At 30.7% G+C, this 15934-nt stretch carries 17 protein-coding genes; 7 read left to right on the forward strand and 10 right to left on the reverse strand.

Translation table 11 applies throughout. The annotated features are described in order from the left end of the window. The first annotated feature begins 32 nt into the window (after positions 1 to 32). Positions 33 to 986, forward strand: a complete 954-nt coding sequence (locus HNQ90_RS15775; protein WP_172625879.1) for a glycosyltransferase family 2 protein — start codon at positions 33 to 35, stop codon at positions 984 to 986. On the opposite strand, the gene HNQ90_RS15780 is transcribed toward HNQ90_RS15775, so the two are convergent. The 9 genes from HNQ90_RS15780 to typA form a co-directional block, all read right to left on the reverse strand. Next, positions 957 to 1376: a sugar 3,4-ketoisomerase gene (locus tag HNQ90_RS15780; RefSeq protein ID WP_144116637.1), complete on the reverse strand. Its 420-nt coding sequence runs from the start codon at positions 1374 to 1376 to the stop codon at positions 957 to 959. The genes HNQ90_RS15775 and HNQ90_RS15780 overlap by 30 nt on opposite strands. Before the next feature lies 1 nt (position 1377). After that, positions 1378 to 2655 (reverse strand): O-antigen translocase, encoded by a 1278-nt coding sequence (locus HNQ90_RS15785; protein ID WP_144116638.1) that lies wholly within the window; start codon positions 2653 to 2655, stop codon positions 1378 to 1380. After that, the gene (locus tag HNQ90_RS15790) at positions 2655 to 3758 is read right to left on the reverse strand and encodes a DegT/DnrJ/EryC1/StrS family aminotransferase (RefSeq protein WP_144116639.1); all 1104 of its coding nucleotides are present in this window, start codon (positions 3756 to 3758) and stop codon (positions 2655 to 2657) included. Before HNQ90_RS15790 ends, HNQ90_RS15785 begins: the two co-directional genes overlap by 1 nt. Next, positions 3755 to 4729, reverse strand: coding sequence for a GNAT family N-acetyltransferase (locus HNQ90_RS15795; RefSeq protein ID WP_144116640.1), 975 nt, complete (start codon positions 4727 to 4729; stop codon positions 3755 to 3757). Before HNQ90_RS15795 ends, HNQ90_RS15790 begins: the two co-directional genes overlap by 4 nt. A 5-nt stretch (positions 4730 to 4734) precedes the next feature. After that, the gene (locus HNQ90_RS15800) at positions 4735 to 5949 is read right to left on the reverse strand and encodes a sulfatase-like hydrolase/transferase (protein ID WP_172625880.1); all 1215 of its coding nucleotides are present in this window, start codon (positions 5947 to 5949) and stop codon (positions 4735 to 4737) included. Between the two features lie 250 nt (positions 5950 to 6199). Then, positions 6200 to 7585, reverse strand: a complete 1386-nt coding sequence (locus HNQ90_RS15805) for a class I SAM-dependent methyltransferase (protein WP_144116642.1) — start codon at positions 7583 to 7585, stop codon at positions 6200 to 6202. Continuing rightward, on the reverse strand, positions 7578 to 7778 hold the full coding sequence (locus HNQ90_RS15810; protein ID WP_241678368.1) for a hypothetical protein: 201 nt from the start codon (positions 7776 to 7778) through the stop codon (positions 7578 to 7580). Before HNQ90_RS15810 ends, HNQ90_RS15805 begins: the two co-directional genes overlap by 8 nt. A 68-nt stretch (positions 7779 to 7846) precedes the next feature. After that, positions 7847 to 9154 carry an O-antigen translocase gene (locus HNQ90_RS15815; RefSeq protein WP_144116643.1) on the reverse strand — a complete coding sequence of 436 codons (1308 nt, stop codon included), beginning with the start codon at positions 9152 to 9154 and terminating at the stop codon, positions 7847 to 7849. A gap of 367 nt (positions 9155 to 9521) precedes the next feature. Beyond that, positions 9522 to 11321 carry a translational GTPase TypA gene (gene typA, locus HNQ90_RS15820; RefSeq protein ID WP_144116644.1) on the reverse strand — a complete coding sequence of 600 codons (1800 nt, stop codon included), beginning with the start codon at positions 11319 to 11321 and terminating at the stop codon, positions 9522 to 9524. 175 nt (positions 11322 to 11496) lie between these two features. Between typA and HNQ90_RS15825 the strand changes: the two genes are divergently transcribed. The 4 genes from HNQ90_RS15825 (at position 11497) to HNQ90_RS15840 (ending at position 14127) form a co-directional block, all read left to right on the forward strand. After that, the gene (locus tag HNQ90_RS15825) at positions 11497 to 11856 is read left to right on the forward strand and encodes a hypothetical protein (protein WP_144116645.1); all 360 of its coding nucleotides are present in this window, start codon (positions 11497 to 11499) and stop codon (positions 11854 to 11856) included. Between the two features lie 206 nt (positions 11857 to 12062). Next, positions 12063 to 12881: a 3-deoxy-8-phosphooctulonate synthase gene (kdsA, locus tag HNQ90_RS15830; RefSeq protein ID WP_144116646.1), complete on the forward strand. Its 819-nt coding sequence runs from the start codon at positions 12063 to 12065 to the stop codon at positions 12879 to 12881. A gap of 13 nt (positions 12882 to 12894) precedes the next feature. Then, positions 12895 to 13755 (forward strand): hypothetical protein, encoded by an 861-nt coding sequence (locus HNQ90_RS15835; RefSeq protein WP_144116647.1) that lies wholly within the window; start codon positions 12895 to 12897, stop codon positions 13753 to 13755. A 135-nt stretch (positions 13756 to 13890) separates the two neighbouring features. Beyond that, positions 13891 to 14127, forward strand: coding sequence for a CDGSH iron-sulfur domain-containing protein (locus HNQ90_RS15840; RefSeq protein ID WP_144116648.1), 237 nt, complete (start codon positions 13891 to 13893; stop codon positions 14125 to 14127). Positions 14128 to 14451: 324 nt separating this feature from the next. Here HNQ90_RS15840 and HNQ90_RS15845 read toward each other — a convergent pair whose 3' ends face one another. Beyond that, positions 14452 to 14820 (reverse strand): DUF1801 domain-containing protein, encoded by a 369-nt coding sequence (locus HNQ90_RS15845; protein WP_144116649.1) that lies wholly within the window; start codon positions 14818 to 14820, stop codon positions 14452 to 14454. Positions 14821 to 14911: 91 nt separating this feature from the next. On the opposite strand from HNQ90_RS15845, the gene HNQ90_RS15850 reads away from it, so the two are divergent. After that, positions 14912 to 15523, forward strand: a complete 612-nt coding sequence (locus HNQ90_RS15850; RefSeq protein WP_144116650.1) for a hypothetical protein — start codon at positions 14912 to 14914, stop codon at positions 15521 to 15523. Positions 15524 to 15596: 73 nt separating this feature from the next. Next, positions 15597 to 15890, forward strand: a complete 294-nt coding sequence (locus HNQ90_RS15855; RefSeq protein ID WP_092851608.1) for a winged helix-turn-helix domain-containing protein — start codon at positions 15597 to 15599, stop codon at positions 15888 to 15890. Positions 15891 to 15934 lie beyond the last annotated feature (44 nt).

Here is a 15934-nt window from a genome sequence, read left to right on the forward strand (position 1 = left end):
TTTAATACTCACCTAATAACCTCTTAATGAAAATGGGTTCTAACATAAAACTATCTGTACATCTTATTACCTTTAATAATGAAAAGCACATTAAAAACACTTTAGAATCCATTCTGAAACAAAAAGTAAATTTTAATTATGAAATAGTTGTCGGAGATGATTGTTCCACCGACAACACTTTAAAAATCATTTTAGATTACGAAAAAAACCATCCAGATTTATTTAAAATAAAAAAAAACAGTAAACAACTAGGTATTTTAAAAAATTTTAAAGCCACATTGGACCGATGCAACGGTAACTATATTTTTGACATAGCAGGAGATGATCTTTTAAAACAAGATTGCGCATTACAAAAAATGGTAGATGCTCTATCCAAAGATAGAAACTTAGGTTTTATTGATAGTGGATATGATGAGCAATTCGACGCCATTAATAAAACAATAAAATTCAGGAATAAAAACAACCAAACTTGCAATACGAACGACTACAAAACACTAATACTTACTGGCCAAATTTACCCTATAGGCATTTGTTACAACAAAGAACATTTATACAATTATGTCGATTTTGACAAATACATAGAATTGGGTATTACAATTGAAGACTACCCTATTCTAGTGGATTTAATTATGAATACTTCTTTTAGCAGGATAAATGAATCCTTACATATCTATAGAATTCACAACACATCTTACAGTCATCAAAAAGATTATAAAAAACGACTAACCCTAAATAAACAGATGCTATTTTTAGTTAACTTTTTTAATAAAAAATACAATTTCCCTTCTGAAATTTTATCGGATTACAAAACAAAATCGCAAAAAAACAGACTTTATTTAGCAGGTTATTTTGGAGATAAATCTTTAGGAAATGAAATGTATAAGAAGTTAAAACAGAAGAAAACACCCTCGGTTATTTTAAACTACTTATCAAGTCAAAATTATTTAATAAGAAAACTACACTTTTTGTTCAGAAAGATAAAGTAAGTAATCGGTGAAATCACTAATATAATCCTCCTCTTTATACACCTCCGAGGCAACTACTAAACAAACTGCTCCGGAAGAAAAATTTTCAAGCTCGCGCCAAATACATGGGGTTATTAACAAACCTTTTGCCGGGTTATTTAAAGTGATTCTTTTTTCTTTTGAAGCATCTTTAACTAACACATCAAAACTACCACTTAAAGCTATTAAAAACTGGCTCAAACCTTTATGAGCATGTCCACCTCTGTGAGAACCACTAGGAACATCAAACAAGTAATAAACACGTTTAATTTCAAATGGTACGACATCATTTTCAATAACAGCCAGAGTACCTCTTGGATCATGTATTTTTGGTACATCTAAAATTTCTAAATCTTCAATATTTATAATCATATTACTTTTTACTCCTATTAAAAACAGACTTGACTGAAAAATGTATTATTATTAGATATAATAAATAACGTAAAAAATGTGCAAATACTATTCCCTCAACGCCATTTTTTTCAATATAATAAACTCCTAGCACATATAGTAATAGATACGAGACTACTTCGGTTGCTATAAATAACTTCCATTTATTTTTAGATATTAACTTATAGGCCATTACAACCGATATGATTTTAACAAAATCGCCAATTAATTGCCATTTAAATAACCTCTGCATAGGCAGAAACTCTTCAGTGTACAAAAGTTTAATTATTGTAATTCTAAAAAAATACATGCCAATAAACAAAATTATAAAAACAGGTAATATGAATTTAAGTATGTGTATTAACTCACTTATGTAATTACTATATTTTTCAATTTTAGCATATCTAGGTAACACATATAAAGAATAAACACCCGCCATAAATGACAAATAGTAACTAGATAAACTAGACATTGAAGTCCAATAACCAGCGTCTTCTGTAGTAAGTTTATTTATCAAATAATTTCTTAATTGTATATCGACCAAATTACTTAATACAACAGCCGTAAAGGACATTACAAGAAATCCTCCTAGCTTTATCTTGAAAATTTTACAAAATTTTATTCTTGCTTTAAGTAATAATACAACCTCTTCTTTTGCAAATATTAATAATCCTAATAAGTGCAAAATGGGTGTTAAGATTACCGCTAACACACCACCAGATAATTGATAATAAGAAACCAAAAAAATAACCAATAAGCTAGACAGCGTATATGTTGAAAATGAAAGAACAGTTGCCTTTATATAATTGGATTTACCATTAATTATACTAAAACACAAATTGTAAATAGCAGTAAACGGCAAGGTGAAGGAAAGAATTTTAAATAAATAATTATAATTAGATGTTTTTAATAAATAATTACTCCAAAATGTGGCACCAAAAAACAAAATTAAAAATACAATAACACTACCTAATAAACTATAAGCAAGAGATGTACTATATAGTTTTTGTAATAACCCCCTTCTGTTTTCTAATTTAGCTTGATACTTTACCACACCCTGATCTACTCCAGCTGATGAGGCCATGCCAAATAATGCTAAGGCATTTTTTAAATTCCCCATTAAAGCAATACCATCAGGCCCTAAAAAAATGGCTATTATTTTTTGAGAAATAATTGCTAAAACAGACCTTAAAATTACCCCTAGTGAATTAACTGAAAATAATTTTACGAGAAATAAATCTTGATATTTTTTAAACCACATCAATTAAAATTATTTAATGTTGAAACAATTTTATTAATTTCTGCTTGGGTAAGTGTTGTGTAGAACGGCAAACTTAGTACTGTATTGCATATATTTTCAGTAATTGGCAATTCCAAATCATTAAACTCCGTAAAACACTTTTGTTTATGAATCGGAACTGGATAATGTATCATAGTCTGAATCCCATGTTCTAATAAGTAACCTTTAAGTTTATCTCTATTTTTACATCTAATAACAAACTGATGATAAACTTGTTGACCCGAATTACATTTTTTTGGCAGTACAATCTGCTTTGACATTATATGTTCTAAAAAATAATTAGCTAATTCCTGCTTTTGCTTATTTATATTATCCAAATCGGATAATTTAATCCTTAAAAACGCTGCTTGCATCTCATCTAATCTTGAATTACACCCTTTAAAATCATTTTGATATACATTTAACCCGCCATAACTTCTTAGTCTTTTAATAATTTCATGTAATTCTTTATCATTAGTTGTTATAGCTCCAGCATCACCTAAGGCACCTAAATTTTTAGTTGGATAGAAGCTAAATGCAGCAATAGTAGATAGGTTACCCGCTCTTCTTAAATTTTTAAAAACGGCACCATGAGCTTGTGCCGCATCTTCTATAAGTAGTAGATTATGTTTTTTTGAAATCTCTTCTAAAGATTCTACATCAAATAAGTTACCATACAAATGAACCCCTAAAATCGCTTTAGTTTTTGAGGTTATATAGGCTTCTATACCTCCTGTATCTATATTATAAGTGTCTATATTAGGCTCGACTAAAATGGGTTTTAAACCTGATTCACTTATAGCTAAAACTGAAGCTATAAAGGTATTAGCAGGGACTAAAACCTCATCTCCAACCGCTAATTTACCCTGTAATTTAAAGGCTTCAAATATGAGTTTTAAAGCATCTAAACCAGAACCAACTCCTATACAATAGGAAGTTCCGCAATATGCCGAAAATTCGTCTTCAAATTTAGACACCTGTTCACCTAATATATACTGACCAGTTTTTAAAAAATTGTTAAAAACGTTTTTAAATGCATCTTCATACTTCGCATTAACAGCATTAAGGTCTAAAAACTTTATCATAACATAACGTTTTTTAAACTAGGATGATTTTTAACTTGTATTTCATAAAAATCATGAACTATCCCAGACGCACCAAAACTTTGTTTCCAATTTAACAACCCTAAATTTATATTTTTTCCCTGATTTTCGTTTGAAATTCCAAAATCAAAATACAATTTTTCTTTGTAAACATCGGTAATTAATCTATCAATTAAAAAATCTAAAGCTCCCTTTTTTATAAGTTTATTGGTTGCAATATATTGTAAATGAGCAACCTTACCTGTTTCAAAAATTGTACATCCTGCCAACAACTCACCTTTATCAAATACATTAAACTGCCTTATATTATCGGGAAAAGATTTGTTTAAAGAACTTATTTCTGTTAGATTATGCACAGGTAAAACACCAAATGTGGTCTTTAGGTTAGGAACTAAAATCTTAGTCCAAAATTCCTTAAAATTAGTCGTTTCTTTAAAAACCAATCCGTGTTTTATAGCTTTTTTAATTTCTCGATTTCTTAGTTTGGAGTAAGCTTTTACTTCATCCAATTTTATTGTCATAGACAAATCTCTTCTAAATAATTTTGCTTCCAAAATAAATAAAAGATACTCTAATTCGTTAGCTAATTTTTGGTGATATATTTTTGGGACTTGTTTAATTATTAACTTTTCAATTTTTTTAATTGAAAGGTATTCTAAAACAGTTTCTAGTGCCTCAAGAACCAAAGAAAAAGGTATTTTATCTGGCAATAACAGCCCACCGTAACTTAATCCTTCATGAGAGGTTAACACATTATTTTTAATGTTAGCCGGCAACAAAGCTATTAATTTGTTGTCTTTGTATATTAGCAAAGAATAATCTTCAAACCTATCTGAATGATACTCCATATAATCCCTATGAAATAGGAAAGTAGAGTTTTTAGAAAGCATTAAAAAGTTATTCCATTCCTCATAGAATTCTTTCTTATACTTTTCTATACGGTAAGTTTTCAAAGTTTTTATCTTTTTTCTAAAACAACATTATTGTGTTTATCAATAAGTTTATAAACAGATTCTAAAAAAAATGAACCATGCCTTACATTATAACTAGAATCTTCTTCCAAAGATTTTAAATATGTTGAATTTTGACTTAAAGCCGAAAACAACACTCTAAAAATGTTTACATTTGTTTTTAGATCTTTATCATAAGGAAAAGCGTCGATTTCATTCCACTTGATAGCTACTAAATTACTAAAAACAGATCGAACCAATTCTTCTTTCTCCACCATAGCTAACTCTGTAAAACTGTTAAGACCTACCCAACCGCCATGATCTGCAGCTACTATAATTATTCCATTAGGATCATTTTTAGAGATTTCAAGAACAATTTTTTCAATCCAATCATTGGTTATATCAATTTTTGCTAGATACTCCTTTCGCTCTGCTTCTACTCTATTTTTTTCTGCTTTAAAATGCACATGGTGTGGTAACAATTTTTCAATAAAAAAGAAATTAGGTTTTTTGCTATCTTTTGATTTATTAAAAATATTTCTAAAATCTTTAAAAACATCCTTTTTTACATTATTATCATTACTAAAATAAGGAATTTCACTATAATCTATATTATAATAATCGTATGATTTATTCGGTCTGTTTTGTTGAAAATACTCATCTTCAACGATAAAATGAGTTTTATAACCATTACTTTTAAAAATATCAATAACGGGATTCTTTCCAGCTATAAAATCTCTTGTAAAAACCATATCCCATTTAGGATTTATTACATCTCCAAAATAATGATGACGCATAATAAACATAGATGAATTAGAAGATAAGCTTGCCGGGTAGTTACTCCTAAAATCGTCATAAACCTTAAATTCTTTTTCCTCCAACCATTTATACAAGGAACTTGAAAAATTATATAATGAATCTTCCATTACTGAGCGACCAACATACCCATCTGGCTGAATCATATATACATTTGGGGTAGTTACAAATTTCGCATTTAATATATCGTCCTTTTGTTCATGCCAATTATTCGGCATTAAACTATAAGACAAGTTAACCCCGCATTTAATAAACGGAATACCTGCCATAACTAGTATTAACACTAAAACTTTCCAATAATGATTAGCTAAATAAATTGCACCTATAAAACCTACAATAACTGAAATTAATAAAAGTTTCCAGTTGATTGCTAAAAACATAGCTTGAGATACTAAAATGGCACTCATAACAACTGAAAAGAAGAAAAAGAAGGAATTTATATACTTAGACTTATCCCTTAACTTAAGTAACAAACACGTACAAAAACATGCTATTGAGATGGGAATGAAGAGAAAGAAAAAAGAAAAGAACAGTAAATGTTCCCAAGAATTAATTGAGAAATAATTATTAGAATAATAAAACAAAAAGGGATAAATACCAACAATAAAACCAACTAGTATAGGACTTTTGGCTTTATTTTTAAAAAATTCAAATAATCTATTCATTTTTTCTCTTAAAAAAGAACATTACTCTTTTTGTGTTTTTAATTGGTAATTTATAAACTAAATCAAAATAATTAAAATATGAATTCTCAAAATTTTCAATGTTATAAGCATCAAAATGTTTACTAAAATCACCTTTTCTTTTTAGTAAGTATGCAACCCAAGAATCGTCTCTTTTTGGGAATTCAATAATTAAATGTTTTGAAAAAGTTGCAAAAAATTCCGCAGATTTATCGAATGGCACATTCCCAGATAACGACATATGATGTATTAAAGCTAAAGCTAATGTTACATCCGGAGAAAAGGCCGCTATACGGCTTATAAAGGAATCTCTTTCCTTATTATTAAATCCAATAGCCGGAGTTGGGCTTAAAACATCTAATACGAAAGGCAAAACATTAGTTTCTTTATTCGTTTTTAGTGTCTTATAATTATAATCTACCGCATTATTATCAATATCGCAAACAAGAGCCGTTTCTAACTTAGACTTAATTTCCCTAACAAAAGTGCCGTCATTACCTCCTACATCTATTAAGGTTTTTACATGTATCTCGTCTATCCACTTATTTATTATTTTCGATTTTTCATTAAATGCATCAACAGCATAATTGGTTTTATCATAATATTCTCCCCATTCACTATCTTCTTTTAAACTTAACTTTTTAATATAATTATATAAACTTTTAATAATATTTATTTGTCCATTTTTGGAAAGCGCTACCTCCTTATCGTTAACCTTACTGTCTTTACTATACTTATCTTCATACTTAGCTAGCAAATGAATATTTGAGTATAAAAAAGGATTTAATTTAGTCTTGAATGGTAGCATAGAAGACAACAATTTTAATGGAATTCCATCAATAAAACCAGTCATTAATTTTAATGCATCAGCACCATGATATCGAGCTAAAACTAATGGGCCTAAAAAATGCTCTATAAATTGTTTAAAACTACGCCAAGGTGAGTTTTCTTTATAAAAATCAAAAGACAAGGTATCTACAAATATGGCCTTCCCTTTATAGAAAGTAATATTAAATGCCGAAGCATCTTTTAATGAAAAGTTATTTTCTAAACAAATTTTTTGAAGTTTAAGAGTAAGTAGTGCAGCTTCCTTATATTGGTTAAAACTCCATTCATACGGATAAGTAAAAAAAGGAATTTTTTCGGGTTTAATAATTATTTCTGTGGCATTTGAAGCAATTTCCTCATGCTCAATTAACAGTCCTAGCTTAAATAATTTCTCGAAAAACTCATTTTCTTTAAGAGCTCTATATTGCTTAAAATAAATAGGATTAACTACTCGTTTTACAACATCTTCATCTAAAAAAACATACCCTGAAGAATCTCTAAACGATGCAGGATGAAATTGTTTCTTAATCACGTTTTTCTTCTTTTTCTGTATTTAAGTCGTCATCTATTTCTTCAAAAAGATGATCTTCTTTCACTAAACCAAAAAAGCTTTTAATTTTATATAATAAATTTTTTGAAAACAACAAGACTCCTGCTACTCCTGCAACAATAGCCTGAATAATCATAGCCCCTAAACCTGGATCGAAATACAAAAAATTCATCATTTTTTTTGTAAAAATAGTTAATTTATTTAACTATAATTATAAAACCCTGCTATTTTATATTAAACGAGCTAACTACTCTCCTTATCGACATCCACCCCAAACAAAGAACTACCAAAAATAAGAAGTATAATACCATAGTACATAAGATAACTCACAAAATGAGCAATTACAGCACCTTCAACATTATCGTATAAGTCAATAAAATACACACTGGTGGTATATAAAATAACAACTAGAAAAGCTTCGGTTAAAATATAGTGCCAAAACATTTTTTTAGCTAAAAACTGATAAGCTATGACAATAGATAATATCTTAACAAAATCACCTAAAAGTTGCCAGAAAAACAAATCTTCCACAGGGCTAAACTCATCAGAAAAAACAATCAAAACAATTATATGTCTCAATACATATATTAGCAATAAACCAACCAGCATTATAGGTATTATAGTTTTATAAAAACTTAACACTTCCTTTTTAAAGGCTTTAAAACCATTAATTTCGGTAAATCTAGGCAAAAGGTATAATACAATTAAAGAGCTTACAAACATTAAATAATAGTCTGATATTCTTGTCATAGCCTCCCAAAAACCTGCGTCCTTATATCCTAAATTGTCAATTATATAAGACCTAATTGCAATAGTAACAAAAGGCATTAAAACCGCTGTAAACAACCCCATTAACGAGTAAGGACTCAGCTTTTTTAATACACCCAAACTTACATTACTTAGCTTAATCTGGCTTATTAAACTCTTTCTATTAATAATACCAACTAGCGTAATTAAAAATATAAGTGATTCTGCTATAACAACCGATATTAAGGCACCATCAATTTTATTCTGAAAAATTAATAGTAAAGCTATGGCGACGCTTAGCACCTGACCAATAATATTAATTATAATTAGAATTTTATATTTTGAAAACCCATTCATTATAGAAAAGGAAAACATATTAAGCGAATAAAAAGGAATCACTATAGCAAAAATTCGAATTACATAAGCATAATCGTTGTATGTTGGAAAAATTATAGTATTTATCCATTCTGCTTTAAAATAACAAAAGAAAGAAACCATTACGGTAGCAATAAAACCAATGTAATAGCTCGTAGAAAGTGTTCTACTAAGGTTTAAGGTATCTTCTTTAAATTCTGCTATGTATTTAACTATCCCCTTATAAAACCCTAAGGTCGCCACTGTTTGAAAAGCACTAACAAAATTTCGTAAATTACCTATTAAGGCTAAACCTTCGGCACCAATAAAAACAGCAATAGCTTTTGAAGTTAATATCCCTCCTAATATTCTAGTAAATACCGAGGCACTTTGCAATGAGGCAATCTTGACTAAAACCTTATCGTTTATATATTGTATTAATTTTCCCAATTAATAGATAATTACCTTTTTTATTTGACCCACCAAAACGCGTTTAAATTATATAAACGTTTTATAGAACCAATTATGTTTTGTGTTAATAAGATCTAACCAAATATACAAAATCATTTAAGGTTTAAAAGTTTAATTTATAAAACCTAGCTTTTATTACTAAAAACTTATCATTCAACGTGTTTTATTCAAGACAATTAGGACTAACCGTATGTACAGTGGCTTTTAATAAAGCTGTTATAATTACAAAAACAAACTGCTATAAAACACAAAAGGTAAACACCTTGGGTGTTTACCTTTTGTAATTTATTTACAGGTTTAATAAAATATGAATATAAACCTGCTAAATGTAAAAGTGTTTCTAAATTTATATAGTCTTATTTCTTTTACGGTCTACTTCAGATAACCAAATTTTACGTAAACGTAAGTGATTTGGTGTAACCTCTACGTATTCATCTTTTTGGATATATTCTAAAGCTTCTTCTAAAGAGAATTTAATTGCTGGTACAATTTTCGCTTTATCATCTGCTCCAGAAGAACGTACATTACTTTGCTTTTTAGCCTTAGTAATGTTAATATTCATATCATCCTGACGAGAGTTTTCACCAATTACTTGGCCTTCATATATATTCTCACCTGGCTCTACGAAAAACTTACCACGATCTTGTAATTTATCAATAGAATAAGGAATTGCTGTTCCGTTTTCCATAGATACTAAAGATCCCGAAATACGTCCTGGAATAGCACCTTTTAAGGGTTGGTATTCTTTAAAACGGTGTGCCATAATAGCCTCACCTGCAGTTGCCGTTAGTAATTGGTTACGTAAACCAATAATACCACGCGAAGGAATTAAGAATTCGCAAATCATACGATCTCCTTTAGCTTCCATACTTAGCATTTCACCTTTACGTAAAGTTACAAACTCTACAGCTCTACCAGAAACAGTTTCAGGAAGGTCAATAGTTAACTCTTCAATAGGCTCACATTTAACACCATCAATTTCTTTAATGATTACCTGTGGTTGTCCAATTTGAAGCTCATAACCTTCACGACGCATAGTTTCAATTAAAACCGATAAGTGTAATACACCACGACCAAAAACCATGAATTTATCTGCACTACCAGTTTCACCTAGTTTAAGTGCTAAGTTTTTCTCTAATTCTTTTTCTAAACGATCTTTAATATGACGAGATGTTACAAACTTTCCATCTTTACCGAAGAAAGGCGAATCGTTAATTGTAAACAACATACTCATTGTAGGCTCATCAATAGCAATAGATTTAAGTCCTTCAGGATTTTCTAAATCAGAAACAGTATCTCCAATTTCAAAACCTTCAACACCAACAAGAGCACAAATATCTCCTGTTTGAACACTATCTACTTTTTTACGTCCAAGACCTTCAAAAATAAAGACTTCTTTAATTCTACTTTTTACAATACTTCCGTCACGTTTAACCAAAGCAATTTGTTGTCCTTCAACTATAGTTCCTCTTTGTACTCTACCAATCGCAATACGACCTGTAAAAGAAGAGAAATCTAAAGATGTAATTAACATTTGCGTTGTACCTTCTGGAAATACAGGAGCCGGAACGTGCTCAATAACCATATCTAATAATGGCTCAATATTGTCAGTTTCATTTCTCCAATCGTCACTCATCCAGTTATTCTTAGCCGAACCGTAAACTGTTGGAAAATCTAACTGCCACTCTTCAGCACCTAGTTCAAACATTAAATCGAAAACTTTTTCATGTACTTCATCAGGCGTACAGTTTTCTTTATCAACTTTGTTTACAACCACACATGGTTTTAAACCTAAATCGATCGCTTTTTGTAATACAAAACGCGTTTGTGGCATTGGCCCTTCAAAAGCATCAACCAATAACACAACACCATCGGCCATGTTTAATACACGTTCAACTTCACCTCCAAAATCGGCGTGACCTGGTGTATCAATAATATTAATTTTTGTTCCTTTATAAACAACAGATACGTTTTTAGAAGTAATTGTAATACCTCTTTCACGCTCTAAATCATTATTATCAAGAATTAAATCACCGGTGTTTTCGTTTTCACGAAACAATTGACAGTGATACATAATTTTATCAACCAACGTAGTTTTACCGTGGTCAACGTGTGCAATAATTGCAATGTTTTTAATAGTAGCCATATTATAGTGCCTTATTTTAAGCCTGCAAAGGTACGCTATATTTAATTTTAAATCTATTTAATTTAACATTTTACTAGCATAAAAAGTTAATTATATGTTATAATCATAATTTCAAAAAACTAATTTCCTAATTTTTACGTTTATTAAAGTACAGTCTCTCTAAAAAAACAGAATTATGAAAAGCATATCCAATTATACAAAACTCGTTCCATACCTATATTTTATTGCCATTACAGCCTATTGGTTCACTGTAGTAAATCGTACCGAAGGTTTAACAGCATATCCAATTCTATTATTTGGTATTCCATTTTTATGGCAAATATTAAAGCCAAGTAAAAAATTAAATTTCACATTAGGCATCACATTTGTGTGCATTTCGTCGTATTTAATTTTAGCTTTCGTATCAGATATGCTTCAAATTGTGTCCGTTTCTTACCCAATAAAGCAATTTATGGTTTACGGCGGTCTTTTTATTTTCGCAAGTTTTGCTATGGCACTCTGGATTATAAAAAACAGTTTAACCAAAAGCGTTTAAAACCAAGTTACCTACAGTAATACAATAAGTTGGGCGTTACCCAAAGGGTAGGGCTTTCACTACTCGCTCCCTCCTAAGGTCGGGGAGCTTAAACAGGCCATTCAATCCCTAACGCGGGCGTATCTGCCAGCAATAATCAAAACCCAAAACAGTGGTGTTTTATTAAAACTCATTTTCGTAACTTTGCAGCCTAAATTTTATAGCACATGCAACTTAGCGAGGTACCAAAAATAAAACATACAAATTCCAATAACTTTTTTCTATTATGTGGTCCATGTGCCATTGAAGGCGAAGATATGGCAATGCGTATAGCCGAAAAAGTAATTACAATTACCAATAAACTAGAAATCCCTTATATTTTTAAAGGCAGTTTTAAAAAAGCAAACCGCAGCCGCATAGATAGTTTTACTGGTATTGGCGACGAAAAAGCCTTAAAAATTCTTAGAAAAGTATCCGAAACTTTCGATGTTCCTACAGTAACCGATATTCACGAAGTTTCAGATGCTATTAAAGCAGCCGAATATGTCGATGTGCTGCAAATACCAGCATTTCTAGTACGCCAAACCGATCTTGTAGTTGCAGCAGCAAAAACAGGAAAAGTAGTCAACCTAAAAAAAGGACAATTCATGAGTCCAGAGGCCATGAAGCACGCCGTACAAAAAGTAAAAGACGCCGGCAGCAACAAAGCTTGGATAACCGATAGAGGTACCATGTTTGGGTATCAAGACATGATTGTCGATTTCCGTGGTATTCCAACCATGCGAAAAATCGCACCTACTGTTTTAGATGTTACCCATTCACTACAGCAACCAAATCAATCGGTTGGAGTAACTGGCGGACGCCCAGATATGATAGAAACCATTGCCAGAGCTGGTATTGTAAATAATGTAGATGGTTTATTTATAGAAACCCACTTCGATCCTGCAAATGCAAAAAGCGATGGTGCCAATATGCTACATTTAGATAATTTAGAAAAATTATTAAGCAACCTAGTAGCCATCAGAAAAACGGTAAATTCTCTTTAATAGTTCCCAAATTATGACATTCCAAATATTAAAGCCTTATTTAGGTTTAACCTTATTTTTGCTTTCACTTAACCTCGTAGCACAAGACATTCAACCCTTAAAATATACAGCGTCCAATAAAGGTAAATTCTTTGTTAGTTGGGGAGGAAACAGAGAATCCTTCTCAAGATCCGATATTCATTTTAAAGGTGAAGATTACAATTTTACTATAAAAGATGTCGCTGCAAAAGACAAACCTAAAGGTTGGCATATCGATTATTTAAACCCAACACGTATTACCATACCGCAAACCAATGCCAAAATAGGTTATTTTATATCAGATAAATACACCGTTTCTTTAGGTTTAGACCACATGAAATATGTCATGCACAGAAACAGAAACCAAACCGTAGATGGTTACATAAATTTACCCGCCACCGAAACCGGTTCGCAGTTCAATGGCACTTACAATAACGATGAAACCTTTATTTCCGAAGATTTTTTAATGTTCGAACACACTAATGGTCTAAATTACATCTATACCGAATTTTCTAGATATGACGATATTTCAAAACTTTTCAATATCCAAAACACCGATAAATTTCAAATAAACATAACCGAAGGTTTAGCTGGTGGTATTCTATATCCAAAAACAAATACAACACTTTTACAAAAAGAAAGATACGATGAGTTTCATTTAGCAGGCTATGGGGTGTCAATACATGCTGGACTTAACTTCACGTTTTTTAAGCACTTCTTTATGCAACTCGATTTAAAAGGTGGTTATATTAATATGCCTGATATTCGTACTACAAGCAATACTGCCGAAAGCGCATCGCAACACTTCCTTTATTTACAACGTGTTATTGCTTTTGGAGGTATTTTCAGGATATAAAATACCTAAACAAAAACTAACTTAAATCACCCCTTCTAAGTAATTTAGAATCGTTATTAACTACCAGTGTTCTCTAACTAAAACCACTATTAGTTTATTTAAAATAGTATTTTACTTGTCACTAAAACAAATACTATGGAAAATAATACACGAGGAGGCGACGCTCCTGTTAAATGCGAATTAGAAGCGAATAAAAATTATGCATGGTGCACATGTGGCCATAGCGAGAACCAACCGTTTTGCAATGGCGCTCATAAAACAGCAAAGGCAACAACACCTTTAATTTTTTCGGTAGAAGAAGAAAAAACAGCTCACCTTTGCACCTGTAAACTAACTAAAAATCCGCCGTATTGCGATGGTTCTCATAACTAAAAAGCGTTATATCAAATAAAAAAAAGCGTTAGTTTCTTGCTTTGAAACTAACGCTTTTTTCAATTAGCGAACACTGCTAATTATATTTACTCACATACTGGCACCGTAAAAGTTACTTCAAAAATACGCGCTTCTGCAATAGTGCTTGCTTCTCTATTAAGCTTCATTTTTAACACCGCTATCACTACAATCTTTACTTGGAACCACCTAAAAAAATGTAAGCTAATACATAGCCTACAGTAATTTATTCATTTTAAATATTTATAGATTTAGCGACAACTGTATTATTTTAAAAACTGCCTTTACAGTATTATAAGCGTTTATTTACTTATTGTAAAACGATTTTCCTTTTTGCTTTTTTGCTTCTTCTAAAATGGCAATAAATATGGCATCGTCAATGTCTTCTAAAGATGTATAGCGTAGCGATTTAACTACTTTACGGTTTTCGCTAACCAAATACGTATCAAATTTATCGAGGTATGCCGAATGCCAAAACCCAACATCGACAAATTGTTTTTTATGACTCGCATTTAAATAACACATGGGAGTTTCACCTAAATAATAACAAGGAATTCGCCATTTATACTTTAATTCAACCTCCGGAATAGCATGTTCAATAATCACTTGAATATGCATTAAGATGGAACGATAAGGTTCTGGCTGGTTTAGGATATAGTCTTCCGCTGGATTCATTCGTAAATTTAATTAATAATAAATTTTAACAAAAATTTATAAAGCAAAAGTCAAAAATTATTATTTACTTTGCAATTCAAAGTACTTTTATATGGAATCAAAAGATTATCTAAAAGACATAAGCGAAATTAAAAACATGATGAATAAATCATCTCGTTTTATTTCTCTTAGTGGGTTATCGGGCATACTTGCAGGTATTTATGCTTTAATTGGAGCGGCCATTGCGTATTGGCTAGTAACTACATCGGTTAGAGGTTATTTAATTTTAGATGGCGCTATATTTAAAATATGCTTATTTATATTACTCATGGTAGCATTTTTAAGTATCGTTACAGGAATTATATTAACAACCAAAAAAGCTAAAAAACACGGAGCCAAAATTTGGGATGCCACCTCAAAAAGGCTGGTATACAATTTTTTAATTCCTATGGTTGCCGGTGGACTTTATATTATAATTATTCTTAGCCAAGGCAAGTACGGACATACAGGTGGTTTAATGCTTATTTTTTATGGCTTAGCACTTGTAAACGCTTCAAAATACAGCATTGGCGACATCCAATATTTAGGTTTTATTCAGGTAGCTTTAGGACTAATTGCGGCACTGTATCCTGGGTATGGCTTTTGGCTTTGGGTGCTAGGATTTGGGGTTATGCATATTGTTTATGGTACGTGGATGCATTTTAAGTATGATGTTAATAAGTAAGTGGTTTACAGTCGCAGTATTCAGTAACTTTGAACTTTAAATTAATTAGATTTCTGCCTACGCAGGAAATAATATGAGTATAATAACCAACATAAATAAAGCATTCGACCATCGTATTAGATTAGGCATCATGTCTATTTTAATGGTAAACGAATATGCCGATTTTAAAATGCTAAAAGAACTTTTAGAAGCTACCGATGGTAATTTGGCTAGCCACACCAAGGCCCTAGAAAAAGCCGAATATATTAAAGTAGAAAAACAATTTATTGGCAGAAAACCAAACACCCGCTACTCTACCACAAATTTGGGCAGAGCAGAATTTAAAAAGCATATTAGCGCACTAGAAAAATTAATAAACAAACAATAACAATTTTTTTATCATTTTACTTTGAATTTCAAAGTACTTTAAAA

The sequence above is a fragment of the Algibacter amylolyticus genome (assembly GCF_014202225.1).
In the GTDB taxonomy this organism is placed as follows: domain Bacteria; phylum Bacteroidota; class Bacteroidia; order Flavobacteriales; family Flavobacteriaceae; genus Algibacter_B; species Algibacter_B amylolyticus.